This window comes from Radiobacillus sp. PE A8.2 (assembly GCF_045635475.1).
GTDB lineage: Bacteria > Bacillota > Bacilli > Bacillales > Amphibacillaceae > JBJGXI01.
Genome location: NZ_JBJGXI010000016.1, coordinates 42,810 through 68,866 on the forward strand (window position 1 = coordinate 42,810; position 26,057 = coordinate 68,866).

Annotated in this window: 25 protein-coding genes; 6 read left to right on the forward strand and 19 right to left on the reverse strand. The window is 38.5% G+C overall.

Translation table 11 applies throughout. From position 1 onward, the window contains the following. Positions 1–150 precede the first annotated feature (150 nt). From phnC to ACI6MV_RS10400, 4 genes are all read left to right on the forward strand, one after another. Entirely contained in the window at positions 151–921 is a 771-nt protein-coding gene (phnC, locus tag ACI6MV_RS10385) for a phosphonate ABC transporter ATP-binding protein (protein WP_407270223.1), read from the forward strand. Beyond that, positions 921–1,730: a phosphonate ABC transporter, permease protein PhnE gene (gene phnE / locus ACI6MV_RS10390; RefSeq protein ID WP_407270224.1), complete on the forward strand. Its 810-nt coding sequence runs from the start codon at positions 921–923 to the stop codon at positions 1,728–1,730. The genes phnC and phnE (ACI6MV_RS10390) overlap by 1 nt, the downstream gene beginning before the upstream one ends. Continuing rightward, entirely contained in the window at positions 1,730–2,524 is a 795-nt protein-coding gene (gene phnE, locus ACI6MV_RS10395; protein ID WP_407270225.1) for a phosphonate ABC transporter, permease protein PhnE, read from the forward strand. The genes phnE (ACI6MV_RS10390) and phnE (ACI6MV_RS10395) overlap by 1 nt, the downstream gene beginning before the upstream one ends. Positions 2,525–2,769: 245 nt before the next feature. Beyond that, on the forward strand, positions 2,770–3,957 hold the full coding sequence (locus ACI6MV_RS10400) for an MFS transporter (RefSeq protein ID WP_407270226.1): 1,188 nt from the start codon (positions 2,770–2,772) through the stop codon (positions 3,955–3,957). Between the two features lie 39 nt (positions 3,958–3,996). On the opposite strand, the gene ACI6MV_RS10405 is transcribed toward ACI6MV_RS10400, so the two are convergent. Then, positions 3,997–4,899: a DUF1002 domain-containing protein gene (locus ACI6MV_RS10405; RefSeq protein WP_407270227.1), complete on the reverse strand. Its 903-nt coding sequence runs from the start codon at positions 4,897–4,899 to the stop codon at positions 3,997–3,999. Positions 4,900–5,399: 500 nt separating this feature from the next. Continuing rightward, a complete protein-coding gene (locus tag ACI6MV_RS10410; RefSeq protein ID WP_407270228.1) occupies positions 5,400–5,774 on the reverse strand; it encodes a RidA family protein in 375 nt (124 codons plus the stop codon). A 157-nt stretch (positions 5,775–5,931) separates the two neighbouring features. Between ACI6MV_RS10410 and ACI6MV_RS10415 the strand changes: the two genes are divergently transcribed. Then, positions 5,932–6,333 (forward strand): secondary thiamine-phosphate synthase enzyme YjbQ, encoded by a 402-nt coding sequence (locus ACI6MV_RS10415; protein ID WP_407270229.1) that lies wholly within the window; start codon positions 5,932–5,934, stop codon positions 6,331–6,333. Positions 6,334–6,374: 41 nt separating this feature from the next. Here ACI6MV_RS10415 and ACI6MV_RS10420 read toward each other — a convergent pair whose 3' ends face one another. The 15 genes from ACI6MV_RS10420 to ACI6MV_RS10490 form a co-directional block, all read right to left on the reverse strand. Continuing rightward, entirely contained in the window at positions 6,375–7,484 is a 1,110-nt protein-coding gene (locus tag ACI6MV_RS10420; RefSeq protein WP_407270230.1) for a GntR family transcriptional regulator, read from the reverse strand. A 157-nt stretch (positions 7,485–7,641) separates the two neighbouring features. Beyond that, the gene (gene araA / locus ACI6MV_RS10425; RefSeq protein WP_407270231.1) at positions 7,642–9,126 is read right to left on the reverse strand and encodes an L-arabinose isomerase; all 1,485 of its coding nucleotides are present in this window, start codon (positions 9,124–9,126) and stop codon (positions 7,642–7,644) included. A gap of 62 nt (positions 9,127–9,188) precedes the next feature. Continuing rightward, on the reverse strand, positions 9,189–9,881 hold the full coding sequence (araD, locus tag ACI6MV_RS10430; protein ID WP_407270232.1) for an L-ribulose-5-phosphate 4-epimerase: 693 nt from the start codon (positions 9,879–9,881) through the stop codon (positions 9,189–9,191). Between the two features lie 667 nt (positions 9,882–10,548). Further along, positions 10,549–12,546: a S9 family peptidase gene (locus ACI6MV_RS10435; protein WP_407270233.1), complete on the reverse strand. Its 1,998-nt coding sequence runs from the start codon at positions 12,544–12,546 to the stop codon at positions 10,549–10,551. Between the two features lie 12 nt (positions 12,547–12,558). Further along, the gene (locus tag ACI6MV_RS10440; protein ID WP_407270234.1) at positions 12,559–13,056 is read right to left on the reverse strand and encodes a cupin domain-containing protein; all 498 of its coding nucleotides are present in this window, start codon (positions 13,054–13,056) and stop codon (positions 12,559–12,561) included. Positions 13,057–13,148: 92 nt separating this feature from the next. Beyond that, entirely contained in the window at positions 13,149–13,475 is a 327-nt protein-coding gene (locus ACI6MV_RS10445) for a DUF2680 domain-containing protein (RefSeq protein WP_407270235.1), read from the reverse strand. Between the two features lie 108 nt (positions 13,476–13,583). After that, a complete protein-coding gene (locus ACI6MV_RS10450) occupies positions 13,584–14,576 on the reverse strand; it encodes an NADPH:quinone oxidoreductase family protein (RefSeq protein WP_407270269.1) in 993 nt (330 codons plus the stop codon). Positions 14,577–14,627: 51 nt separating this feature from the next. Beyond that, a complete protein-coding gene (locus tag ACI6MV_RS10455) occupies positions 14,628–15,410 on the reverse strand; it encodes a hypothetical protein (protein WP_407270236.1) in 783 nt (260 codons plus the stop codon). A 212-nt stretch (positions 15,411–15,622) separates the two neighbouring features. Beyond that, positions 15,623–16,603 carry a serine hydrolase domain-containing protein gene (locus ACI6MV_RS10460; RefSeq protein WP_407270237.1) on the reverse strand — a complete coding sequence of 327 codons (981 nt, stop codon included), beginning with the start codon at positions 16,601–16,603 and terminating at the stop codon, positions 15,623–15,625. A gap of 92 nt (positions 16,604–16,695) precedes the next feature. Next, positions 16,696–17,595, reverse strand: coding sequence for a formyltetrahydrofolate deformylase (gene purU, locus ACI6MV_RS10465; RefSeq protein WP_407270238.1), 900 nt, complete (start codon positions 17,593–17,595; stop codon positions 16,696–16,698). A 71-nt stretch (positions 17,596–17,666) separates the two neighbouring features. Next, complete coding sequence (locus ACI6MV_RS10470; RefSeq protein ID WP_407270239.1) at positions 17,667–18,851, reverse strand: acetylornithine transaminase; 1,185 nt, start codon at positions 18,849–18,851, stop codon at positions 17,667–17,669. Next, the gene (argB, locus tag ACI6MV_RS10475; RefSeq protein ID WP_407270240.1) at positions 18,844–19,647 is read right to left on the reverse strand and encodes an acetylglutamate kinase; all 804 of its coding nucleotides are present in this window, start codon (positions 19,645–19,647) and stop codon (positions 18,844–18,846) included. Before argB ends, ACI6MV_RS10470 begins: the two co-directional genes overlap by 8 nt. A gap of 20 nt (positions 19,648–19,667) precedes the next feature. After that, positions 19,668–20,909: a bifunctional ornithine acetyltransferase/N-acetylglutamate synthase gene (argJ, locus tag ACI6MV_RS10480; RefSeq protein ID WP_407270241.1), complete on the reverse strand. Its 1,242-nt coding sequence runs from the start codon at positions 20,907–20,909 to the stop codon at positions 19,668–19,670. A 13-nt stretch (positions 20,910–20,922) separates the two neighbouring features. Continuing rightward, positions 20,923–21,960: an N-acetyl-gamma-glutamyl-phosphate reductase gene (argC, locus tag ACI6MV_RS10485; protein WP_407270242.1), complete on the reverse strand. Its 1,038-nt coding sequence runs from the start codon at positions 21,958–21,960 to the stop codon at positions 20,923–20,925. Between the two features lie 631 nt (positions 21,961–22,591). Then, positions 22,592–23,533, reverse strand: a complete 942-nt coding sequence (locus ACI6MV_RS10490; RefSeq protein ID WP_407270243.1) for a fumarylacetoacetate hydrolase family protein — start codon at positions 23,531–23,533, stop codon at positions 22,592–22,594. 223 nt (positions 23,534–23,756) lie between these two features. Here ACI6MV_RS10490 and ACI6MV_RS10495 point away from each other — a divergent pair, with 223 nt between their 5' ends. Then, entirely contained in the window at positions 23,757–24,479 is a 723-nt protein-coding gene (locus ACI6MV_RS10495) for a phosphoadenylyl-sulfate reductase (protein ID WP_407270244.1), read from the forward strand. A gap of 54 nt (positions 24,480–24,533) precedes the next feature. Here the strand turns inward: ACI6MV_RS10495 and ACI6MV_RS10500 are convergent, their stop codons facing one another. Continuing rightward, positions 24,534–25,256, reverse strand: coding sequence for an amino acid ABC transporter ATP-binding protein (locus tag ACI6MV_RS10500; RefSeq protein WP_407270245.1), 723 nt, complete (start codon positions 25,254–25,256; stop codon positions 24,534–24,536). Next, positions 25,253–25,942, reverse strand: a complete 690-nt coding sequence (locus tag ACI6MV_RS10505) for an amino acid ABC transporter permease (RefSeq protein ID WP_407270270.1) — start codon at positions 25,940–25,942, stop codon at positions 25,253–25,255. The genes ACI6MV_RS10500 and ACI6MV_RS10505 overlap by 4 nt, the downstream gene beginning before the upstream one ends. Positions 25,943–26,057 lie beyond the last annotated feature (115 nt).

Below are 26,057 nucleotides of genomic sequence, written 5' to 3' on the forward strand. Positions count from 1 at the left end.
AGGAAGCAATAATCTCAAAAAAAGGGAGGAGATTTTTCCTCCCTTTTTTTTTCACAGTTTAAGGATTATAATATTATTATCACGTTATAATAATATTAATAAGAGGATACGTTAATTACGTAATTTTTTTGCAATAAAGGGGCAAAAGACATGATTGAATTTAAAGATGTTTCATTAACATATCCAAATGGACATCAGGGTTTAAAAAACGTAAATGTTAAGATAAATCCTGGTGAATTTGTCGTAGTTGTTGGACTCTCTGGTGCAGGGAAATCAACATTTATTAGAAGTATTAACCAGTTGGTTAAACCAACCGAGGGCGAACTTCTGATTGACGAAGAAAATTCACTGAAGTTTGGTAGCAAAGATTTAAAGAATCTTCGTAAAAACGTTGGTATGATTTTTCAAAGTTACAACTTAGTCAATCGTATGTCGGTGATTCGTAACGTTTTGACGGGGAGACTAGGACATACCGGAACAATTAAGAGTTTATTTGGATTGTTTTCTGAACAGGACAAGCAACTAGCACTGAAAAGTTTAGATCGTGTCGGAATTGCAGAAAAGGCTTATTCGCGTGCAGATCAATTAAGTGGTGGTCAGCAGCAACGTGTTAGTATCGCGCGTGCGTTAACTCAGAAGCCTAAAGTTATTTTAGCGGACGAACCGGTGGCCAGTTTAGACCCACCAACTTCACACATTGTCATGAAAGACTTAAAGAGAATAAATCGTGAGGACAACATCACAACGATCGTTAACTTACACTTTATTGATATGGCTATGGAGTATGCAGATAGAATCATTGGGATGAGAGCAGGAGAAATCGTATTTGATGGTCCAGCATCTTCTGTGACAGAAAAAACTTTTGAAGAAATATACGGTCGTCCGATTAAAGAAGATGATAAACGCGGGAGTGAGGCGTAATGGCAAATTCTCCTGAAGGAAAGATTAAAAGAATTCCGTTAGTTCCGACTCGCACAAAATTATCAATGACATACATTCTAATTGTTGTGATTGGATTTTATATTGCTTCTGCTATTTTTACTGAAGCATATCCTAACAAAATAATATCGGGTATGCCGATTGTTATTGATTTTATCGTTCTAGACTTAATACCACCCAATTGGAGTTATGTAGACTCCGTTTTAGAATCTTTAATTGAAACATGGAATATGGCATTAATCGCAACCACTCTTGCAGCTATTTTTGGCTTACCAATTAGTTTCTTAGCTGCGAAGAACATAAATACTAAAAATGTTTTTTATCAAATTGTTCGTTTCGTGCTTAATATCTTAAGAACTATACCTGAACTTATTCTTGCTGTTGTATTTGTTGCGTTTATTGGACTTGGTGCCTTAGCGGGTACAATGGCACTATTTGTGTTTTCTTTTGGAATACTTGCAAAACTAATTAGTGAAACAATTGAATCAATTGATCCACACCCACTAGAAGCGATTCGAGCTACAGGTGGAAACATTATTCAAGTAATATGGTATGGTGTTATGCCACAGATTTTGCCTCAGTTTGTTTCCTATGCACTGTACGTTTTTGAAATTAATGTTCGTGCCTCTGTAGTACTTGGTTTTGTTGGTGCTGGAGGTATTGGTTTGATCTTGAAACACCAATTGGCGCTTTTTAACTACGGAAACGTCTCTACGATTGTCGTCATGACATTTTTTGCGGTGACAATTATCGATTTCGTAAGTAACCGATTAAGGGAGCGTTTATTGTAATGGATATTAAAGATATTAAAAAACCAAAAATGAGTATTAAGAGAAGAGTGCAAGTTTTTGTCATAGCTGCAATATTAATATACTTATACTATGTTGCTTTTACAATGACAGATTTAACATATAGAGGATCGTCCCTAAGTCCTTTGAATGTATTTGAACGTCTATTTATAGGGCCCTTTACGGATGAAGTTGCCCTATCAAAAATTCCAGAATATATCATGTACATGGTTGAAACTGTAGCTATTGCTTATGCCGGTACACTAATTGCTGCTGTTTTAGCAATACCATTCGGTTTTCTATCTGCAAGTAATATGTCAAAGGTTTCCTACATTGGTAAAGCTATATTAAACGGTATTCGTGCCTTCCCTGAAATTATGCTAGCTATTATTTTCGTTGCTGCAGTTGGTATGGGACCTTACGCTGGTGTACTAGCCATCGGGATTCATTCAATTGGAATGTTAGGCAAATTATATGCAGAAGTGATTGAATCTATTGACATGAAAGTCATTGAAGCTTTAAAAGCGAATGGTGCCAATCCAATCCAAGTCATGTGGTTTGGAGTGATTCCGCAAGTTATTCCTTCATTTTCTTCATACGCCATTTATCGATACGAAATTGATGTTCGATCATCAACGATTCTTGGGGTTGTAGGTGCCGGTGGGATTGGTGCTCCATTAATCTTAGCGTCGTTACAGCGTAAATGGGAAGAAGTAGGAATGATGTTAATTGTAATTATTGTCGTCGTTACGATTATCGATCTTATTAGTGGTAAAATCCGCGCTAAAATTGTTTAATTAAAAACACCGGGCAATATGCCCGGTGTTTTTAATTACTAGAGATAGCTTATATTCCTTGCCATATATCCCCTTATAATACTCGGAACACATACTTCCCCATATTCTTCATTCAAAGCTAATCACTTTTAAAATACATTGAATTTCTGTAAGATATGTATTTAGACTTTCGAAATAATTTTTCCCGAAAGAAGTGATCCGCTATCTCCGCCGAAGAAAAACAAATCAAGCAAAACTTATTTATCATGTGGTTTGCCAACTTCTTCATTGCAGGAAGTATTACAATGGTATTACCGTTCTTATCTTTATATATTGAAACCCTTGGGAACTTCAGTAACGATTACGTACAACACTGGTCTGGCTTAACTTTTGGTATCACGTTTGTAGCAGCATTCATCTTTTCACCTATATGGGGTAAAATTGGTGACCGCTATGGCCGAAAACATATTCTTGTCTTATCGGGGTTTGGTTTGGCGATATCCGTATTGTTGATGGGGTTTGTAACGAATGTTTGGCAACTTTTTGGTCTTCGCTTATTCATGGGTGTATTTACTGGATTTATATCGATGTCACAAGCATTAATTTCTACACAGACACCGAAGCATATTGCCGGAAAAGTGTTGGGCACATTACAGACCGGGAGTGTTACTGGAAGTTTATTCGGCCCTTTAATAGGTGGTGGAATCGCAGATGCGATTGGTTATGGAACGACATTTCAACTTGTTTCCATTACATTAATCATATCTTCTTTACTCGTGCTGTTCGGTATTAATGAATATAAAATTAAATCCGAAGCTAATGCAAAAACTAATTATTCTAGTAAAGAAGTATTATCACATATTACAAAGCGACCAGTGCTATTAACAGTTATGTTCGTTTCTTTATTTATTCAGATTGCACATTTCAGTATTCAACCGATTTTATCTTTATATGTTTCTGAACTGCACGGTCCCGCACATATCGCTCTGTTTTCCGGTATTGCTTTCTCTGCTGCAGGACTTGGCAATCTACTAATGACAAGAAGATGGGGGAGGATTGCTGATCGTGTTGGTTATATAAAGATTCTCATCTTCTTATTATTTATGGCTGGGATTGTCTATTTCCCAGGTGCCTTTGTCACCAACCTTTGGCAACTTATAGCTCTAAGGTTTATGCTTGGTATCGCAATTGGCGGAATTATCCCTGTACGTATAGCTTACATTAGACAAGAGGCACCGATTGCTATGCAAGGAGAAGTGCTTGGCTATAATACGAGCATACGTTTTTTTGGTAACATCATCGGACCGATTCTTGGAGGTACTATTGCTGGTTATTTTGGATTTTCAGCGGTGTTTTTTGTTACTAGCTCCTTACTAGTTGCCTGTGGCATTTTCTTACTTTACGCTAAATATAAAAGCACGCAAGTAGTGAATCAGCATTCACCGTCTATATAATTAAAAGGGCCCGTGACGTGTCACAGGCCCTTCATCTTTTTAATTAAATAAGTTAGCTATTGCTTGGAAAATGTTCCTAAAAAAGTTTCCGACACTTTCCCAAAAGCCTTTATCACCGGCAACTTCTTGTATGCGATCTTTTATCGTATTCGCTAGGTCATTGAGTTGATTCGTTACTTGATCAAAATCAATATTGATTGAGCGCATTTTTTCAAATAGCTCTATTAGTCTGTTTAAATCGTCTTGGTTTAACTCAATATTCAACCGATCAAGCTGTTCCTGAATAATTCTTTCTACATCCTCTTTTGTAGCAGGGTTTTGCTCTGCAATAGCTTGCTTAATCGCTGTTAACAATTCACTAACCTTCGCTTGATCTAGCCCTTCCTGCTCCGCTAGATCAGTTGCAACCCCTAGTTCTTCATTTGCGACTTCCATACGATCTTGATCAAGGGATTCCCCATCAACATTGTATGCTTTATAAATACCCGTTAACGCCGAATGTCCACTCACCTTTAGTGGAGATGCTACTTCTACTTCCGCGTTTTCAATGCCTGCTGTAAGTAAAGCATTAGCATACATTTCTTTTGTAACTTCCGTAATATTTTCCGGATTGACAATCGTGACATTAAGTCCATTGCCGTCTTCTTTGCGTGTAATTTTTGCCGAAGAGTACATATTCGCACTCGGGTCACCATTAATATAATTGACTAAATCTTCCGCTGTAACAATTAGTTCTTGCACTTGTGAAGGGTCGTCTATATTTAATAGCTCTCGCACCTGTTGTTTTTGATCTTCATTTAACGTTTCCCCATACACAACAATCGGTTGGCCAAATTTTTCATTTATACTATCCGTACTAGCGTTTACGTTTAATGACGTTACTAAGTTAACCATTAAGGCTAAGCCTAGTATCACTGAGATGAGAAGAAACTTCTTTTTCATTCCATCTTTCTCCTTTTTTTCATAGATTTGCTACGCCTTTATTATGCTTGTTTTTCTTCAATTTTAAAAGTATTTATTTTCAGACATATCATTCTTTGAATGTTTCTGCTTTCGTAGTTGAAGTAAAATCCAACGTAATTTGAGAGTGCTTGCCCCGATCCGGAAATGCACTTCGCTTTCCGCGGGGGGCTATTTGGACTCTCAATTAACAGATGACCCAGCCGATGGAATCGGCTTTTCTGGGCTTTTGCATTAGCACTTCCAACGACCGCTTTATTGTTTATTGGTGGTTGAATACCCTATAGACATTTACGATTATCATTGCTTTGCCTTCTGTTGGCATTATGGTCTTGTTAGTCTTTTCTTTTTTGAAATTAATTGAGAATCAAAAGTGGCTATTTACTTGGAGACCGCAGGCGGGGTGATATGGGATCCTACAGTTTTAAAAGAATTGAATTCACCTATCCTAAATTTTTTAGCATAGGTGAATTTACAACTACCTACCGTTTTGCAATAACTTCCATTTCGATACTTACGCCTTTTGGCAGCTTACTCACTTCTACTGTTGCTCTTGCCGGATAAGGCTCTTGTAAAAATGTAGCATACACTTCATTAATTTTCGCAAAATCATCCATGTTCGTAATAAAAATGGTGAATTTGGCTACGTTCGCAAACGTTAAGCCCGCTTCTGTTAATATAGCGCTAAGATTTTTCATCACTTGTGCCGTTTGTGCTTCAATTCCCTCTGCAACTTCTCCAGTTTCTGGAATGATCGGAATTTGTCCCGATACAAACACTAAATCTCCTAAATCAATCGCTTGAGAATATGGTCCGAGTGCTTGTGGTGCTTCATTTGTATAAATTGCTTTAACCAATGTAATAACATCCTTTCTATTTAAAAGATAGAGAAACTAATAATCAAATTCTACCACAGTTTCGATTTTGATATAGAATTAACGCTTATCATAACTTTTGCTCCATGCGTGGTTGTCTATTATGATAAAGATAAAGAGGATGAGGAGTTGTTTATATATGCTAGCACAATTTCATTTACAAACATCTGCACATGCACAAATGATCGAAATTACTACAGAATTAGAAAAATGGATTCGTTCGGAGGGGATAGATAATGGGATTATGATCGTTTCTTCCTTACATACAACAGCAGGCATTACAGTAAATGAAAATGCTGACCCAGATGTGAAAACTGACTTTCTGCGGCGTTTAGAGGAAGTTTATCCATGGGAACATCCAAAGGACATGCATATGGAAGGAAATACGGCGTCACATTTAAAAACGAGCACCGTCGGTCATGCACAAACTCTAATTATCTCTAACGGACAACTCGTATTAGGCACATGGCAAGGTGTTTATTTTTGCGAATTTGATGGACCAAGAAATAGAAAATATACTGTAAAGGTGATTGAAGGCTGAACAATTAACCCCATGCCGTGAAAAATCATGGGGTTAGTAGTCTAATTTAATCGCATTGTCGAGCTACGTTCCACTAAGTTTGACTCGTAAATGACTGATTCTGGTTTACTTTTAGATTCATCACCCTCGTTGCTTTCTACTAAAGAAAGTATCATTTTTCCAGCCATGACTCCCATTTCTGCTTTAGGGTGTTCGATCGTGGTTAACTTCACTTCAGAAACATTTGCTAAAAATGAGTCATCAAATCCAACGATAGAAATATCGTTAGGAACTTGTAAATCCATGTCTCTCAATACGTGGAGCAAGTTGATTGCCAGTTCATCATTGTAGCAAACGATTGCTGTTGGCTTGTTCTCAGCTGATGACAATGATTTGCGCAATGCTTCTGCAGGTTTTATAAGCTTTTCACTCGTATTATAGGTAACGATATTATTCGGATTAATCGACAAACCGTTTTGGCGATGGGCTTTAATATATCCTTTCATCCGTCTCGTGCCTTGTATATCATCCGTTTTGAATATGCCTAAAATTTCTCGATGTCCTAAATCAATTAAGTGTTGTGTTTGATTTTTACCGCCTTGTTCATCATTGATGGTGATACTTATTGGCTCTAATTCATCATAAAATGAATTTATCATAATATAAGGGATCTCAAGTCGCTCCAGATTTAAGTAGTAATTTAAATTCGGATTAGATACCGCACTTTTCGTAGGTTCAATAATAATGCCATCAAATTGTTGTGTAAGTATCTTTTCTAATATCTGCTTCTCAACATGATGGTCGTTATTCGTACTAAATAGCGATACATGGTAGCCCTGGTCACTTAAATATGATTCTGCTCCGCGGATAATCGATGGAAATATATAATCTGAAATATACGTTGTAATGATTGCAATATTTTTATATTGTTCTCTATTGCTTAGCGGCGTTTCTTCTTTTGATCGATCGGCACAAAACGTACCTGATCCCTGCTTTCGATACAGCCAGCCTTGGTTAACCAGATCTCCGATTGCTAATCTGACCGTATGCCGACTTACACCGAATTGCTTCATAATCTCTGATTCTGAACTTATCTTTTGATGAGGTAAGAACGATCCATCTAATATTTTAGATTTAATTGCTTGTTTTACTATATTGTATTTTGTTTCCATTATACTTACACCCCAAATTTGCTAATCAATTTGTAATAGTTATCCGTATAAGTAGAGCATACCATATTAACTAATGGTTGGCATTAAGTCAAAACACATCTAGTTAAAAAAATATAGAGACTGCATCGTCTGCAATCTCTACATGCTTTGATTCTACTTATCGCCAAACTTGATTACTTAACTTTAACTCGTTTCGCAGTTGTCTGAGGTTTGTATTAGCATCGATTACAACACACTCAATTCCAGCCATGTCCGCAAAATCATAAAGCTGTTCTGTTGTTACCTCAAAAGAAAATACGGTATGGTGCGCTCCACCAGCATAGATCCATGCTTCTGTAGCTTCACTTAATGATGGTTCTGGCTTCCACAATACTTTTGCTACAGGTAAGTTAGGCGTCTCAATCGTTGGTTGTTCTGCTTTCACTTCATTGATCACTAGACGGTATCTGCCGCCCAATTCAATTAGGGAGGCATTAACTGCTTCTCCTCCTCTACCATCAAACACTAATCGAGCTGGATCTTCTTTACCACCTATACCTAATGGGTTGACGACAATTTTAGGTTTTGTTGCCGAAACTGTTGGACAAATCTCAAGCATGTGTGATCCAAGAATCATTTCGTTACCCGGCTCTAAATGGTACGTATAATCTTCCATAAATGAAGTACCTTTATTAGCAGCGATTACTTTCATAACACGTAACAATGCTGCTGTCCGCCAGTCACCTTCACCAGCAAAACCATAGCCTTCAGCCATTAATCGTTGTGCTGCTAATCCTGGAAGCTGTTTCATGCCATGCAAATCTTCAAAGTTTGTCGTAAACGCATTATAATTTCGTGCTGATAAGAATGCTTTTAGCCCTAGTTCAATGCGAGCTTGCTCCATGATCGAGTCTCTAATTGAACCTGCCTCGCTTGCTTCTGCAGGAAGCTCATACAATTCATTGTACTCACCGAAAAGCTGTTCCAATTGTTGTTCAGTAACTTTATTCATTTCCTCAACTAAATCACCAATGCCATAGTAATCTACTGTCCAGCCAAATTTAATCTGTGCTTCTACTTTATCTCCATCGGTAACAGCTACATTACGCATATTATCACCGAACCGTGCTACGCGGATATTAGGACCTTCTGTAAACGATACAGCTGTCTTCATCCAGTTACCTATTTTTTGTAACACTTCGGTGTTTTGCCAATGACCGACAACTACTCTACGGGGAATATTCATTCTTGTACCAATAAATCCATATTCTCTATCACCGTGAGCAGCTTGATTTAGATTCATAAAATCCATATCAATTTTACCCCAAGGAATGTCACGATTATATTGGGTATGCAAGTGTAATAACGGCTTTTGTAGTGCACCCAGCCCAGCTATCCACATCTTCGCTGGTGAAAAGGTGTGCATCCAAGTTACTAAACCAGCACAGTTTTCATCCGCATTCGCTTCAAGCATAAGCTTACGAATATCTGTAGAATTTGTTAAAACTGCTTTAAATTCAACCGGATACGGTAGATCTCCTTGCTTATTTAAACCTTCGACTATTTCTTTTGAGTGAGACTCTACTTCTCTTATTGCATCGTCTCCGTATAAGTGCTGACTACCTGTAACAAACCAAAATTCATATGGCTTTAAAGTTAACATTGTATTTCCTCCTAGTTTTTATTGTTGTCATTTTAATAGATTTATATATTAATTGCTTCTTATTATTTCTTCTGTCCATAATAAGCATTCGCACCATGCTTACGTAAATAATGTTTATCCAATAATACTTGATCCATTGGCGGTACATCTGGATTTATCTGGTACGAGTGATATGCCATTTTTGCGACCTCTTCTAGGACTACAGCATTGTGTACAGCTTGTTTTGCATCTTTCCCCCAGTTAAATGGGGCATGACTGTGTACTAACACACCAGGTATTTCAAGTGGATTAATATCGTTAAATGTTTCCACAATCACATTCCCTGTTTCTAGTTCATAAGCACCTTGAATCTCTTGTTCTGTCATTCTACGCGTAACAGGAACCGTGCCATAATAATAGTCTGCTTGGGTTGTTCCTAATGCAGGTATCGACTTTCCAGCCTGCGCCCATGACGTCGCCCACGGAGAATGTGTATGTACAATCCCTCCTATACCAGGAAAGTTCTTATAAAGCACTAAATGCGTAGGTGTGTCAGAAGATGGCTTTAAATCGCCTTCCACAACATTTCCATCTAAATCGACTACGACCATATCATTCACTGTTAATTTTTCATAATCAATTCCACTCGGTTTAATGACTACTAGTTTTGACTTTTCATCGTAACCGCTCACATTACCCCAGGTAAAAGTTACTAGCCCATGTTTAGGGAGCTCTAAGTTGGCTTCAAGTACTTGTTGTTTTAAATTTTCTAGCATTTGCGTCCTCACCTTCCGTTATAAACACTTAACTTATACGTACATCTTATTCTGTTGATTTTATTTTATTATAATTCATACGTATAATCAACTAATTTATTTTACTTATTGTGCGAAAGTGTTGGACACTTTAGATTAAGTCCCACATCTCAATATCGATAGATCACCCAAACTTGTATTTTTACAAGAGGTTCTGAACTTCAGGGTTGAAGTAAAATGCAACGTATCGTAATAATAAAGGTGCGTGCTTTGACACCGTTCCGTCAGAATACTTCGCTTTCCGCGGGGAGCGACGAGCCTCCTCGAACTGCGTTCTGCGGGGTCTCGTCATTGCTCTTTTTTCCCGCAGGAGTCGAAGTATTCTGCCTCCACTGCATAGGTTTTCTCAATGGTAGGTAGTGCGTTCAAAGTAGAAGATCCTAAGTCAGCGGAGGAAATCCACTTCGACTCCTGCGGGACTAGTGGCCTAAGTGAGACCCCGCAGGAGCGAAGCGACGAGGAGGCTCACTAGCCCCCCGCGGAAAGCGAAGTGGATTTCCGGAGCGGTGCAAGCACTCTTCAAGTTACGTCGCATTCAAGTTTTTTTGTGCAATAACAACCCTCTGTAAGATAGCAACCAAAAAGCAGACAGCCAATTATTAACCAGCTGTCTGCTCTCCGCTATTACTTATATATACTTCTTAAACCATCCAACAATTCGTTGCAATCGATCAATTCGTAATAACGGATCACCACTACGGCTTAATTCATGGTTCGCACCTGGAAAGCGAACAAATTCTACATCTTTACGTAAGTGTTTTAACGTTATAAATAACTGTTCCGCTTGCTCAATCGGACAACGAAAATCGTTTTCCCCATGCAGAATTAGTAACGGTGTATCTACGTTTTTGGCATACTTTAATGGCGAATGATCCCACAATTTTTCCGGATTATCTAACAAATCATGACCAATTTCCCATTTAGTAAAGTAAAAACCAATATCACTTACACCATAGAAGCTAAGCCAATTTGAAATTGAACGCTGCGTAACTGCTGCTTTAAAGCGATTATTATGGCTAACAATCCAGTTCGTCATAAAACCACCATAACTTCCACCAGTAACCGCTAACTTTGATTGATCAATCCAATCATTTTTTTCTAAAACAGCATCTAAACTAGACATAATATCTGTATAATCTTTGCCGCCATAGTCCGACCTACATCCATTTACAAACGCTTGACCATATCCGTGACTACCTCGTGGATTTGTAAAAAGTACCGCATAGCCTTGGGCAGCCAGAAGCTGTAGTTCATGGAAAAAAGTAAGACCGTACATGGCGTGTGGACCTCCATGTATTTCCAAGACGAGCGGGTATTTCTCACCTTCTTCAAATTGAGCAGGCTTCATTAACCAACCGTGAATATCTAGCCCATCTGCCGCTTTTGCTTTGACAGATTGTGGTGTTGCTAAAACTACTTCTTCTAACAGTCTCGCATTTACACTTGTTAACCGTTTTGCCTCTGATTTGCTTAACAAATAAAAATCTCCTGGGTTTAATGGGTCACTAATTCCAACAATGATTGCTTCTGACGCTTTGTCATATGCAAATGCATAAACATGATTGTCTTGATCATAGATACTCTGTTTCTTGCCATCCATATCGATCTCAAACAATCCCGTTTTTCCATACTCACTTGCGGCAACATAAATACTACTACCATCACTCGCCCATTCGGGACCATAAATTGAGCTAGATGCGGTGTCTCCAATCATACTATCACCAAGTTGAACATCCCACTGTTCTACCAAGTTCTTCTTCTCTTTTGAATGCAAATCAATCGTCCACAATTTACTTAAGGTTGCGCCTGCATATTCAAATTGATGTCCCAAACAAGCTATTTTCTCACTTGATGGCGAAAACTGTATTCCATAATAAAACCCGTTTGAATCCGTTAATTTATTGATCGTTTTTGATCTCGTTTCAAATGTATAAATATCCTGTGTTTGCGTTTGATCAGCTTGTGGTCCGATATTGGCAGTAAAACCAATATAGTGGCTATCTGGGGACCAACCACCGGGACTATGGTCTGCCGCCTCTGTTGTTAACTGTTGAAAACTATTATTCTCTATGTCATAAAGGACGAGCTGTTTCCACGTATCATCAAGAAATCCTGCAGCATCGGATTTATATTTCAGTCGATTTACAACAAATCCTTGTTTGCTTTTCTTTTCTTCCTCAGCTTGAATCTGCTCTGCAGTAGGCTCTTGCTGTGCATTCACATCATCACTAGCTTGTAATCTTGCCGAAAAAAGAAGATAGTTTCCATCTGGTGACCAAAACAGTTCACTTGCACCATGTTTAAAATGTGTAAGCTGATACGCTTCTCCACCTGTTAGTGGAAGCACCCATATTTGATTACGTCCACTGCGATTAGACAAGAACGCAAGCTTACTACCATCAGGCGAAAATCGCGGCTGGCTATTCATAGCTGTTCCATTCGTTAACTTTATCGTCTTTTCATCTGCTATATCTTGCATGAACAGATGTGATTGATATGCATGTTTTTCCGTTACTGTTCGTGAGGTATATACAAATTTGCTACCGTCTGGTGAAAATTGTGGATCATTAACCACATTTAGATGCAGTAAATCTTCCGCTGTTATGCTTCTTTTTTGCTTAGCCAAATGATACTCCTCCTATCTCGTCATCTTTTTGATAATAGCTTCGTGTTCCGGATACATGGAGAGTAAATCGTTCTGTTCAAACAATTCAAAATCAACAAAATCAAATCCCGGAGATACCATACATCCTACGAGCGCAAAAGCATCCTCTTCCAAAGATGCACCAAAGATGGTACCACGAGGTACTAACAGCTGTGGCATCTCCCCTTTTTCAATATCTTTTCCTAACTTTCCAAATGAATATGTTCCATCTGGATGAATCATATGTATATGTAACGTACCACCGTCATGGAAATACCATAACTCGTCTGATTGGAGCCTGTGAAAATGTGATACTTCTCCTGCTTCTAATAAAAAATATATGCTCGTCCATAATTGTCGTTCCACGCCTGGTCGACCCACTACTTCTCCTAATTCTAAGCTTGCCGAGGCTCTGAATGATTCAGAAAAATATCCACCTTCTGGATGTGATTGCATCTGTAATTGCTCAATGTAATTAGTTGCTGTTGACATGAAATTCCCCCTAGAATCCTTTTCCTTATTCTACTACTTTTTTCTTGCAAACAAAAACTCAATCCTTCTGCAAGAATTGAGTTTTATGTGTGTTATTCATCTTTCTTTGGATGTTTTTTATGCTTGTCCCACTTAGGAATAAAGCTATCATTTTCTAACTTTTTAAAATACATGTCTAAATGTTCCTTCATATTCTTCGCATCTTTTTCAGTTAGAATACCAAGTTCTAAGTACTTGTCGATAATCCCTTTACGTTGCTTCATCATATCTTCATAAAGAGATTTCAACTCGGTTAGCTGCTCATCTGTTAATTTAACATCCTTATACTCTGGTGGTTCTGGATGAGCTTCTTCCGCTTGTAATGGTGACGCTCCTACACTGAATACCGTCAAAAACAAAGCAAAAGCCAAGATCTTCATGCATACACTTTTCATGTGATACATCCCCTTTCAAATTTACCAACTTACTTTTTGCTAAATAGAAGGGGATTATTCACTTTCCAAAAAAATTTCCGCTAATCATTCACTTCACAGTCTAATAACAGTTCGGCCGAGTGCATTACCATCTAGAATTCTTCTTAATTCTTGTGGTAATTTTTCTAGCGTTGTCGTCCCGGCCATCAAGTGCTGTAACCCAACCGGCTTTAAATCATCAGCCATTCGCTCCCATAGCGCTTTCCGTAACGACATTGGACAATAGACAGAATCAACACCTAGCAAGCTCACGCCGCGCAATATAAATGGAAATACAGCTGTTGGCACCTGGGTTCCTCCGGTTAGTCCACTTGCAGCAACTCCTCCACCATACTTGAGTTTACTAACAATGGCGGCTAGTGTTTGACCTCCAACCGGATCGACTGCCCCAGCCCACAGTTGCTTGTCCAACGGTTTAATTTTATCCGCTAGAACATCTTCTCTCCCAATTACCTCAGATGCACCTATTTTCTTTAAAAACTCATGTGCACTATGCTTACCTGTGCTTGCTACAACCTCATAACCTAACTTGGCCAGCATAGCGACTGCCATACTACCGACTCCTCCTGTTGCTCCAGTCACGAGCACCTTTCCATCTTGAGGTGATAGCCCGTTGTTTTCTAAACGATGAACCGACAGTGCTGCAGTGAACCCGGCTGTTCCATAGATCATCGCTTCTTGCAAACTAAGCCCCTCTGGTAAAGGAACAATCCAGTCGGCAGGAATACGTGCATATTCGCTGAATCCACCATAATGCGATACACCAATTTCATAGCTCGTCGCAATAACCGAATCGCCTTCCTTAAATCTCGTATCATTCGACTCCACAACTATTCCCGCTAAATCTATCCCCGGTACAAATGGATAGTGCTTTACAATTGTACTATTAGGAACAGTCGCCAAAGCATCTTTATAGTTAATGCTTGAGTATTGTACCTTAATCAAAACTTCAGTATCTGGTAAATCATCAACAGATAACATCGTCACGTTTGCAGAAAATGCCTCATCAATCTGATTCACTTGGAATGCTCTAAATGTAGAATTCATCATTTATTATGTACTCCTTTATAGAATATAGATACGAAACGCATGGTGCGTTTACGTATCTAAATCAAATTTCACATCTTCATTTTCATAAATCGTCTTAAAATCATCATTTTTCTTTAAGTTCGTATACAAGTCTTCTGGAGAATACCATAGATAATCATTTTCCAACTTATAATCTGCCCCTTTATAATAACTTAACCATACGAGCTTTGAACAATAAATGTACTTCCATGGATCTTCAAGAGATTGGGATTCCATAAAGGAAAACTCAGGCTCTGCTTTACCTTCCTCTAAATTCTTTTGATACTTAGCATAATATTTTTCTGCATATTCCACTGCTTTTTTACCAAGGTCTGCAGACTTCGGACGAAACTGTGCATGTGTCGGGTGCTTATCTAGAAATTGTTGAATCGAATCCTTTTGTATTGCCGGATGTCCACCAGGAGATTCTATTAAGTGGGAATCATCAACAACAATCGCCGAATGACCAACATATCCTGTCAGCTTTTTATTCAAATTATCACTAGCAACTAAAATATCGCCAGCCTTAAAATTACGATTCGGCTCACGATCCCCATTATTTGTTGGCATAATTACAAATTGCTCTGCTATTGTATAAGGGATCCCATGAACAACGTGTGCCGCCACAATTAACATGTGTTGTGATTGATGACTAGCCTTGTGATGAACATAAAATGTATTACCCGCATGAAAACTAGCTACAAGTTGGTTGTCAATATATATCCAGTAATCACATAAGGATAAAGGTAATGAAGTTTTATCCTCTATGGTAAGTACGTTTTTATTTTGTACTACATTAAAATGCCTTTCCACATTTATCACCGCCCACGAATACTATATTCATGGACAACGATAATTGTGAATTTAATATTTATTTGTTCATTTATGAGCAATAGCTAATTTACTCTCTACTATGTGAATAAGGAGAGTAATTATAGTTATCCGTTTGAATCTATATTGTCGTAACAAATACTCAATTGGAGTATCAATGATCGTAACTACTAAAGACGGAAGTCAATCACAGATTAACGAAACGCCAGCTTCGCGATTATTTGGCCAATAGTACTAACAGGCACTGTATCCATATTACTTAAGAACACAATTGTCAGCTCCTCTTCTGGAAACCGCATCATATAATTCACGTACCCACTAATATCACCATAGTGATTCCAGCAGGTATGACCATGTATTGGTGACACTGCCCATCCGCAGGCATAGCCAACCTGGTAAGGTTCTAGCATTGTTTTCAAAGAAGCTTCACTTAGTAATTCATTTGTCATTAATGCTTGGTCCCATTTATACAAATCTTCCACTGTTGTGTACAAGCCATATGCGCCTAACGGAAAAGATAAATCTGCATATGCTGCGTGTTTAGGCTTCTTATCAAACGTGTAGCCAGAAGCTAACCCTTCTACAATATTTACACCGTCATCACACCCAGTATCATGCATTTGTAAAGGGTTGAATATATGATCTTTCATGTAGCTTGCATAGGTTTCACCGCTTACTTGTTCCAATATTTTCGTAAGGATCAAATAATTAGTATTAGAATAACCAAACTTTGTCCCCGGCGCGAATTGTAATGGCAGATCTTTAACAGAAGCAATTACTTCATTTATGCTAGCAGGTAAGCGCATTGTCTTTTCCCAGAAGTTTTCTAATCGTACAAAATCAACTATACCTGTGCTATTGGTTAAACAGTGATAGATGCTAATCGTGTCGCCAGAAGGAAACGCAGGAAGATACTTACTAATCGGTTCTTCTATATGTAACTTGCCCTGCTGTTGTAGTTGAAAAATAGCGGCAGCAGTAAAACTTTTCGTAATCGAACCAATCCGAAATTTTGTTTTTGGTGTGTTCGGTATATGGTGCTCGTAATTGGCCATACCAAAACTTTCATTAATGATGATTTCTCCTTTATAGGATACAAGGATAGATCCATGCAAATCGTGGTCTCGGTTACAGTCTTGCAAATATTCATCCAGTTTTCGTTTAAATTTGTCCATATATCCACCCACTCGATTTTGTAGCTCTAGCATAGCAGAAAAATTTACTAATAGAAAACACAGAAGCGACCAGCTTCTGTGTTGTTGTTACCTTAAAATACAATTGTCTTATTACCATGCACGATAATTCGATCTTCAATGTGCCACTTTACAGCTCGGGCAAGCACGCTTCGTTCGATTGCCTGACCCATTTTCTTTAGTCTTTCCACATTGTCTCGATGATTAACTCTGCCAATATCCTGTTCAATAATTGGTCCTTCATCCAAATCATTTGTCACATAATGCGACGTAGCACCGATTAATTTCACACCACGATTGTAGGCACGTTCGTAAGGTTTAGCTCCAACAAATGCTGGTAAGAAAGAATGATGGATATTAATAATTCGGTTTGGATGAGCAGCTACGAAGCTTGGCGTTAAGATTTGCATATAACGTGCTAATACGATGAAATCGACTTCGTATTCTTCTAAAAGCTGTAACTGCTTTGCTTCTACTTCTGCACGAATATCTTTATTTGCTGGTATATAATAAAATGGAATTCCTAATGATTCAACAATATCCCGTGTTGTTTCATGATTACTAATAACCAAAGCGATGTCCGCCATGAGATCTCCACTTTGCCATTCCCATAATAACTCCAGTAAACAGTGCGGTTCTTGGGAGACAAATACGGCCATGTTTTTAACCGATTCTACATAAGTAAACTGCCATTCCATCTTAAATTTTTCTGCAATTGGCCTAAAATCTTGTTCCAGTTGTGTTCGTTTATGATGTAAGTCTGGACATTCGAAATCAAGGCGTATAAAAAATTCTCCGCCTTCAGGGTCCGTGGTATATTGGTTAGATTCGGTAATATTGGCATGATGCTGAAACAAAAATTCAGATACAGCAGCAACGATCCCAGGCTGATCGTGACAATGGATAAGTAAACGTGCACGATTTTTGTTTTGTTCTTGGAATGAGTTAATTTTTTCTTTAATTGTTGATTTCATAAATACTCCCTCTAAACTTTGCTTCCCTTATACTATACGAAATTTCATACCATGTATACTAAGAAAGCGTCTTAAACGGCAAACACTTGATCCATAACACTTAAAAAAATGTCGATTTCTTCCTTAGTCGTTGTTAGGGGTGGTAAAACGCGTACAACATTTGGTCCTGCAACTAGGATTAATAGATTGTGCTCTCTTGCTTTCGTTACGTAATCGATCGCATTTCCTTTAACAACAATTCCGATTAGCATACCTTTTCCACGAATTGCTTCAACCTGGTCATACTTTTCTACTAATGCTTGCAGTTCTGTGACGAGATATTTTGCTAACTGATCTGACTGCTGTAACGTATCACTACCTAACAAATATTCCATTGTTGCTAGACCAGCCGTAGTCGCGATCGGATTTCCTCCAAACGTACTACCGTGACTACCTGCAGTGAATGCATCAGCTGCCTTTTGTTTTGCCAGCATTGCGCCGATTGGAATACCATTACCTAGTCCTTTAGCAACCGTAATTACATCAGGTTCGATTTCATATTGCTGATATGCAAACAGCGTCCCTGTCCGTCCCATACCGGTCTGGATTTCATCGACCATTAATAATAAATCTTGTTGCTCACAAATCGCGGCCAGCTTTTTCAACCATGCAGGGTCTGCTGGAACGACGCCGCCCTCACCTTGTACTAGTTCTAGTAATACAGCACAGGTATTTATAGATGCTAATTGATCTAGTGCATCGATATCATTGTATGGTAAATAGCGAAAGCCTGGTGTCATTGGGGCAAAGCCCTGTTGTATTTTTTCTTGTCCTGTTGCTGCAAGTGTTGCTAACGTTCTTCCGTGAAATGAATTTTTAAAAGTAACCACTTCATAGGCGTCCGTTCCCTTTACATCATGGGCATACTTGCGGGCAATTTTAATTGCCGCCTCATTTGCTTCTGCACCACTGTTACAAAAAAACACTTGGTCCGTGCACGTGTTCTCAACAAGCAAGCTCGCTAATTTTTCTTGCGTCGGAATATGATATAAATTAGAGCAATGCCATAAGTTATCCAACTGGTCTGAAACCTTAGATTTGATTTGTTCATTCACATGGCCAAGGTTGCACGTTGCAATACCTGATGTATAATCTAAATATTTATTCCCTGTATCATCCCAAACATAGCTGCCTTTCCCTTTAACTAATGTGACTGGAAAACGATTATACGTCTGCATCACCGGATGGGTGTTAGTTATAGTAGTGTTGTTAGACATGAGTAATCTCCTTATCCATTCGTATTCTTGTACCGACCTTTTTACCTTGAATAAATTGGATTAGACTATTCTTCTCCATTCCATTTACAATCGATACTTCAGGTACTTGGTTCGCTAGTGCATGTAATGCGGATGTCACTTTCGGAATCATTCCACCGTGAATGACACCTTGCTCGATCAACAACTCGATTTCAGTTTTCCCTAATTGATGCAATATTTCTTTTTGTCCATTATGTTCGGTGTAGATGCCTGGAATATCGCTAATAAAACAAAGCTTTGCCTTCAATGCTTCCGCAATTGCAGATGCAGCATTGTCTGCGTTAATATTATACCGCTGGCCTGTGCCATCAATGCCTAGTGGAGATATGACTGGAATATGTCCTTGTTCAACAATTGCTTCGATAAGAGATGTTTTTACGTTCGTTACTTTGCCAACATAGCCTAAAGGACTTTTTTGATCCATGGGTGTCGCCGTAAGCAATGAACCATCAATACCGCTAATGCCATAACCTTGACCACCGGCTTCGGCTAATTTCCGAACAATTTGTTTGTTCATCGCTCCGCTTAACGCCATTTCAACGACATCTAGTACTTCATTGGTCGTAACACGCAATCCATTGACAAACGTTGTCTCAACGCCAATATTTTTTAATAAAGAAGAAATCAGTGGACCGCCACCATGGACAATGATTGGCTGCCAACCTTCTGATTTTTTGAGTTCAACGATGTTTTCATAAAAGGATGTTGGTAGCTTTTCAAACACACTTCCTCCACATTTGATTACCACATAATTCATGTCATATTTCCCTCCCAGGCTTACGTCCGATAAGATGCATTGATTCGAACATACTCATACGATAAATCACAACCCCAAGCTGTACCTTCTCCATTACCATCACCGAGTTCTACATAAATGGTGATATTATCTTGAAGCAAATATTGCTTTGCCTCGTCTTCGTTAAAGTTAACCGGAACACCCTTTTTAACAACCGAAACAGGTCCTAAGCATATGCTCACTTGATCAGGGTCTAACTTCTGTCCACTATACCCAACAGCAGTTATAATTCTTCCCCAGTTGGCATCAGATCCATGGATAGCTGTTTTTACTAAATTAGAAGAAATCACTGATTTACTAATCGCACGTGCTGCTTCATCACTACCCGCTCCGGTCACCTGCACTTCTACTAGCTTCGTAGCTCCCTCTCCATCTCTCGCAATCTCTTTTGCTAATAATGCACAAATATCACCAAGTCCTTGAACAAATACATCCCACTCTGGATGTGCAGGTGATAGCTTTTGATTATTCGCTTTTCCATTAGCCATTACTAATACCATGTCGTTTGTACTCGTGTCACCATCAACCGTAATCATATTAAACGATTTGTTTGTAATATCTTTCAAAGCTTGAGATAACGCCGCATCATCAATGTTTGCATCTGTCGTAATAAAGCTAAGCATTGTTGCCATGTTAGGATGAATCATTCCCGATCCTTTCGCGGCTCCGCCAATAGATACCGTCTGACCGTCAATTTCAAATTGAATAGCCGCTGCTTTTTCCTTTGTATCTGTAGTCAAAATAGCTGTTTCAAATCGGGATACAAATCCATTTTCTTGATCCTTGATACGATTAATTCCATCCTCGATTTTATCCATTGGTAACAGTTCGCCAATTACACCAGTAGACGCTACAGCTGTATGATGTTCCTCAATACCAATCGTTTCAGCAAACTTTGTTCTCATTTTATAAGCATCACGTAAGCCTTGCTCCCCCGTGCATGCATTGGCTACACCAGAATTTATAATGATTGCTTGTAATTTGTTCTCTTTGGCAATGCTTTCTTGTGTCACCTTAAGTGGTGCTGCCTGAAAGAGGTTCGTCGTGTATACACCCGCAGCACTTGCAGGTACATCTGAATATAGCCAACCAAGGTCTAATTTACTTTTACGGATACCACAGTGGAGTCCACCTGCCTTAAATCCTGCTGGCGTGGTAACATTACCACCTTCCACTACATGTATCTTATCCTTGGTAACTAGATTGCTCGTGTATTCTCCCATGTTTACATCCTCCTTACGGGTATACGGGAATAGACTGAATCCCTGTCATTGCATCCCAACCGTTCATTATGTTCATATTTTGAATTGCTTGACCTGAAGCACCTTTAACTAAGTTATCAATCACTGAAATTATCGTTACTTTGCCCGTTCGCTGATCTGCATGAATGCCAATATCACAATAGTTACTACCATGGACTTCCTTCGTCGCTGGAAAGTTGCCTTCTGGCCTGATTCGGATGAACGGGTGATCTGCATAATATGCAGTATACAATTCTAATAGTTCAGAAGTTGTCACTCGCTTATTTACATCCAAATAGATCGTGCTCATGATTCCTCGCGTCATTGGAACAAGATGAGTAGTAAAAGTAACTTGCAGAGACTCTCCACTTTCCTCTTTTAACACCTGTTCTATTTCTGGAATATGCTTGTGTTCTCCAAGCTTATAAGCTTTTAAGTTATCATTCATCTCCGCAAAATGTGTATTTAGTGAAAGGCTTCGTCCAGCTCCAGATACACCTGTTTTTGCATCTATAATAATAGATTGATAGTTTATAAGGTTATGTTTGACTGCTGGCAGAAGTGCTAATAAAGTTGCCGTCGGATAGCAGCCAGGATTTGCAATCAATGCTGCATCTTTTATTTGCTCTTGATTCAGTTCAGTTAATCCGTATACCGCTTGATCTAAATATTGCTGCTGTGCAGCTGATGCTTGATACCACTGTTCATAATCGCTTTGTGATTTTAATCGAAAATCTCCGGACAGATCAATACACTTTACACCATGCTCTAAAAACTGAGGTGCTAACTCTTTACTAACGTTTGATGGTGTCGCAAAGAATACAAGATCAATTTTTTCACTTAATGCAGCAATATGTAATTCTTCCATCGTTATTTCCATTGCAGCTGTTAAATGAGGGTATGCTTCAGACAACTTTGAACCGCTCTGTGAATGAGAAACAACTGCCTCAATTTTTGCATAAGGATGATTATTTATAAATCTTATGAGTTCAACGGCACCATAGCCAGTTCCACCAATTATCGCAACTTTCACTTGGTTTTTCACTCCTAACAGACATGTCGATTGGTTTATTATTATACTTGAATATGTATTTTTATACAATAGGTTGCTAAAAGATTTTGAGAATTTTTAATATTAGTGCATAAAAAAAACTGCCTCTATGGTTTAGGCAGTTTTGCTAAAGTGGAATTTTAATAAGTGGTTGTTAATTCGCAAGAGAAGTATAATACGTCGTAACGTAGTGCTCGTGATTTCCGCTCACGCGTCTAGCTATACCAGAAGCAAAGGAACTAACCGAATTGAGCGGCCATATAAGCGCTTATTTTGCTTGAAATTTTAGTTAGAATGATTTGACGGACACCATAGCACTTATTTACCTATAACAGCCAACTAAAACAACGATTTCAGACAAATAAGTGCGCTGGTGGCCGCACAATTCAAATTATGCTTCTTTTGTCACAGATAAGCGCAGTGGTGTCCGTCAGCAACTCATCGCCCCGCAGCACTTGCCTTCGCTGACATAATGAATCAGATTATTACCCATACCAACCTGTAGCTAAATACGGTACTACGTCGAATTCTAGATAAATACTGTCATATAGATATAAGTCATAGTATACAATAGAGCTGTCCCAAAATAGGTGCAGCTTTTGCAATAACAAGATTATTTGGTTGTTTTCTCTGCAACTATATTTTCCAATCTTCCAATACCCTCAATTTCTAACGTAACGACATCGCCTATCTCTAACAGCCCCGGTGGGTCCATTGCAAAACCAACGCCATCCGGTGTTCCCGTTAAAATGATGTCTCCTGGTTCTAGTGTGATTAAATTAGAAATAAACTCTATTAAGTATGGGATATCAAAAATTAAATGCTTAGTATTCGAATTCTGACGGATCTCACCGTTAACATATGATTTAATAGTTAAAACCGCTGGATTTGTGAGTTCGTCCGTTGTTACAATCCATGGGCCAATCGGTGTACTTCTATCTAAAGATTTTCCTTGTAACCATTGTGGTGTGCGTTTTTGCAAATCTCTTGCTGATACATCGTTTGCTATTGTATATCCAGCAATATATTCTAATGCTGATTCTTTAGTAACTTCTGACGCTTTTTTACCTATTACAATAGCCAATTCCACTTCATAATCAAGCTTATTTGTTAATGGTGATTTTTCGATATCGTCTTCAGGACCAATTAATGCATTTGCAAATTTTGCAAACAACACCGGGTACGCAGGAATTTGACTTTTCATTTCCGCAACATGGTCTTTATAATTTGTCCCGATGCAGATAATCTTCGATGGGTTGGGCACTGGTGGGCCAAGAGTTAGGTTCGTGCGATCATAAGTTGTTAGTGCATCCGTATGCTTGATTGCATAATGATAAGCTTCTACAGCTCTGCGCAATGATACATGTGATAATGCATAAAAATGATCTGGATCTGCTGGTAACAACTGTTCACTAATTGCGGCCTGATCTTGTTCATCTGTTGATACTAGTTTTTGCTTATAGGCATCGTGTAAATCTATTACCTGGTCTTCGAGTATAAAGCCCATCCGGTATGGACTATTGAAATTACGTGGTTTATAACTTACTAATTTCAAAGTATTCACCCCATCATAGTTAGATTTTATTCTATTTTAACATTGCACATCAAACCATACATAATTGTTTAGTTACTGTTACAAATGAAAAGATTGGTTAAATCCAATTGACTTTCATTTACCCTAAAAATAAAATGAAGCTAAGAGCAGACTGAACTACGCTTCATCATAACAATATGCAACTTTTAACTGGTAATCAAACTGTTTTATTGGAGTGAATAGTGTGCAAAAACAACTTATCACCTATACAACCTTCACGGAGGATCCATTTAAGACATATGTACCAAATGACAAAACCAAGGGTGCGTCTCAAGTATTACAATGGGCTTATGATACGTTTGGCAATTCTATTCTTTATGCATGTAGCTTTGGAGTGGAAGGTATCGTTTTGATCGATCTTATATCGAAAGTGAAGCGTGATGCAAAAATCATCTTTCTTGATACAGGTGTCCATTTCAAAGAAACATATGAGTTGATTAACAAGGTAAAAGAAAAATATCCTGAGTTACAAATTGAGATGAAACAGCCGTCTTTATCTTTAATAGAACAAACCGAGCAATACGGAGAATCGCTTTGGGATAAAAACCCAAACCAGTGTTGCTACTTGAGAAAGATTAAACCTTTAGAGGATGCATTGCACGGTGCACAAGCATGGATAAGTGGCCTGCGGAGAGAACAATCTTTAAGTAGAAGCAAGACGAACTTCGTAAACAAGGATGAGCGGTTTCAATCCATCAAGGTTTGTCCTTTAATACATTGGTCTTGGAATGATGTCTGGGAATATGTTAACGATAACGATCTTCCATATAATCTTCTACATGACCAAGGCTATCCTAGTATTGGCTGTGCTCCTTGCACCAAACCTGTCGATCATTCATCTGATTCACGTGAAGGCAGATGGATGGGGTCAAACAAGACCGAATGCGGTTTACATACGAATAGCTAAAAAAAGCGAAGGTATGCGGTTTGCAAATACACCTTCGCTTTTTCTGTAACAATATTAAAGCACTTTACTAAGGAACGCCTTTGTCCGCTCATGCTGCGGATTACCGAATAGCAATTCCGGCTTATTTTCTTCCACAATATAGCCTTCATCCATGAATATAACGCGGTCGCCAACTTCACGAGCAAACCCCATTTCATGTGTAACGACTACCATCGTCATGCCTTCTTTGGCAAGCTGCTTCATAACTTCTAGCACTTCACCAACCATTTCAGGATCAAGCGCAGATGTTGGTTCATCAAACAACATGATTTTTGGCTCCATTCCTAAAGCCCGAGCAATAGCTACCCGCTGTTTTTGACCACCAGATAGTGAATCTGGATAGACATTAGCTTTTTCTGCTAGTCCGACTTTGTCTAAAAGCTCAAGTGCCTTTTGTTTCGCTTCTGGACCTTTCCACTTTCTTACAACACGCATCGCTAGCGTAATATTTTCTAACACCGTTTTATGTGGAAATAAATTAAACTGTTGAAACACCATTCCTACTTCTGTTCGTATATCATTAATATTTGTCTTTTTATCGGTAATGTCAACATCGTCAATAAAAACATGACCATCAGTAATCGATTCAATGCGGTTCAAACAACGTAAAAAGGTCGATTTACCAGACCCTGATGGACCGATAACTACCACAACCTCTTGCGGTTTAACATCAACACTAATGTCTTTTAATACTTCTAGATCACCAAACGATTTTTTTAAGTTTTGTACCGAGATCATTGTGCATCAAGCCTCTTTTCTAAGCGATTCAATAGATAAGTTAAGGATAATGTTAGAATAAGATAAAAAATTGCTACCGTTAAATACGGCTCCCATACACGTGTATACTGTCCTACTGCCGCTTTTCCCCAGTAAAGTAATTCAGGGGCAGCAATCATGGCTGCTAGTGATGAATCCTTTAGTAATACAATAAATTCATTCCCTAGAGGTGGGATCATTCGTTTAAACGCCTGGGGTAAAACAACATAGCGCATCACTTGAAATTTGTTCATTCCTAGCGAACTCGCTGCTTCCGATTGGCCGATATCGATCGATTTGATACCAGCACGGAATATTTCTGCTACATAGGCAGCTGAATTTAACGATAACGCAACGATTGCTGAAGCTGTTTTACTTACTGGTGACATAAATAACCCCATCACACCGAAATGAATCAAAAATAACTGCACTAACAATGGTGTACCTCTAAAAAAGTTAATATACCATATGAACGGCAATCTAAACACAGTTATTTTTATCATTTTCCCTATCCCAATAAATAACCCTAAGAAGGTTCCTATTAAGATACCGGCAACAGAAATACCTATCGTCAGAACTGCACCTTTAAGAAAGAATGGCATGTACTCGATGACGATATTTAAATTAAAATCGAACCACAAAAAAACTTTATCTATAATTAATTGCATAATTGCATCAAATTTATCTTTAATTAGCTCTATAATTGCATTAAAATCGAACATGATATTACTCCCTCTAATTACCCTATTATTCGGAAAAAATAGCGTAACGATTAAACCGTTA